Origin of the sequence: Citrobacter sp. wls827, assembly GCF_005280875.1 — a bacterium.
GTDB classification, from domain to species: domain Bacteria; phylum Pseudomonadota; class Gammaproteobacteria; order Enterobacterales; family Enterobacteriaceae; genus Citrobacter; species Citrobacter youngae.
In genome coordinates this window covers 526,085-527,719 of record NZ_SZWR01000001.1, presented here as the reverse complement: position 1 = coordinate 527,719, position 1,635 = coordinate 526,085, and the positions used below count along the sequence as shown (strand labels likewise).

2 protein-coding genes and 1 pseudogene are annotated in these 1,635 nt (G+C 57.8%); all 3 read left to right on the top strand.

Annotated features, from left to right (window positions below; all coding sequences use genetic code 11):
- A pseudogene (gene mhpB, locus FDX03_RS22960) lies at positions 1–111 on the top strand (3-carboxyethylcatechol 2,3-dioxygenase); the annotation flags it as partial.
- A gap of 28 nt (positions 112–139) precedes the next feature.
- Positions 140–1,006 carry a 2-hydroxy-6-oxonona-2,4-dienedioate hydrolase gene (gene mhpC / locus FDX03_RS02465; RefSeq protein ID WP_016149676.1) on the top strand — a complete coding sequence of 289 codons (867 nt, stop codon included), beginning with the start codon at positions 140–142 and terminating at the stop codon, positions 1,004–1,006.
- A gap of 9 nt (positions 1,007–1,015) precedes the next feature.
- Positions 1,016–1,635: 2-keto-4-pentenoate hydratase (mhpD, locus tag FDX03_RS02460; protein ID WP_249356972.1), on the top strand; the 620-nt coding region annotated here is incomplete at its 3' end.

Sequence of the window (1,635 nt, the reverse complement as noted above, 5' to 3'; positions counted from 1 at the left end):
TTCGCCGCCATTTCTGCCTTTGGCAACTGGCGTAGCGAAGGCCGTTATTACCGCCCGATCCCAGAGTGGATCGCCGGATTCGGCTCCCTGAGCGCCACCACACAGAACTGAAACAGAACTGAATATGCAGGAGAAAACCATGACTTATCAACCGCAAACCGAAGCCGCGACCAGTCGTTTTCTGGAGGTGCAGGAAGCAGGCGAAACACTACGCGTGCATTTCAATGACTGTGGACAGGGCGAAGAGACCGTCGTGCTGCTGCACGGCTCCGGTCCTGGCGCGACGGGCTGGGCAAACTTCAGCCGCAATATTGATCCGCTGGTACAGGCCGGATACCGGGTGATCCTGCTGGATTGTCCTGGCTGGGGCAAAAGCGATGGGATCGTTAACCGCGGTTCACGATCGGATCTCAACGCTCGCATCCTGAAAAGCGTGGTCGATCAATTGGATATTCAAACAGTCCACCTGCTGGGTAACTCGATGGGCGGTCACAGTGCTGTGGCGTTTACCCTGAGCTGGCCGGAGCGCGTGGGCAAACTGGTGCTAATGGGCGGCGGAACGGGCGGCATGAGCCTGTTTACCCCGATGCCGACCGAAGGTATCAAGCGCCTGAATCAGCTGTACCGCGAGCCAACCATCGAAAACCTGAAGCTGATGATGGAGATCTTTGTCTTCGACACCAGCGACCTGACCGAGGCGTTGTTTGAGGCACGACTGAATAACATGCTGTCGCGCCGCGATCACCTGGAAAACTTTGTCCAGAGTCTGGAGGCCAACCCGAAACAATTCCCGGATTTCAGCCCGCGTCTGGGTGAAATCAAAGCCCAGACCCTGATTGTCTGGGGACGCAATGACCGCTTTGTGCCGATGGATGCCGGTCTGCGCCTGCTCTCCGGAATTGCCGGTTCTGAGCTGCATATCTACCGCGACTGCGGACACTGGGCGCAGTGGGAACATGCGGATGCCTTTAACCAGCTGGTGCTGAATTTCCTCGCACGCCCTTAAGGAACGGACATGACCAATCTTAATCTTGAGCAGTTAGCTGCCGATTTACGTCAGGCTGAAGAAAAAGGGGAAGCCATTGCCCCGCTGCGTGAACTGATCGGCGTGGACAACGGCGAAGCGGCTTACGCCATTCAACGCATCAACGTGCAGTACGAAGTGACGCGCGGGCGGCGCGTGGTCGGGCGCAAAGTGGGGCTGACGCACCCGAAAGTGCAGCAGCAGCTGGGCGTCGATCAGCCGGACTTCGGCACGCTGTTTGCCGACATGTGTTACGGCGATAACGACACCATTGCGTTTGAGCGCGTGTTGCAACCGCGTATTGAAGCGGAAATCGCGCTGGTACTGAACCGCGATCTGCCCAATGCCGACACCACTTTTGACGAGCTGTACAACGCCATCGAATGGGTGTTGCCCGCGCTGGAAGTGGTCGGCAGCCGTATCCGCGACTGGTCAATTAAGTTTGTTGATACCGTGGCGGATAACGCCTCCTGCGGTGTGTATGTGGTCGGCGGTCCGGCACAGCGTCCGGCAGGATTAGATCTGAAAAACTGCGCGATGAAAATGACGCGCAACAACGAAGAGGTGTCCAGCGGGCGCGGCAGCGAATGCCTGGGACATCCCATCAACGC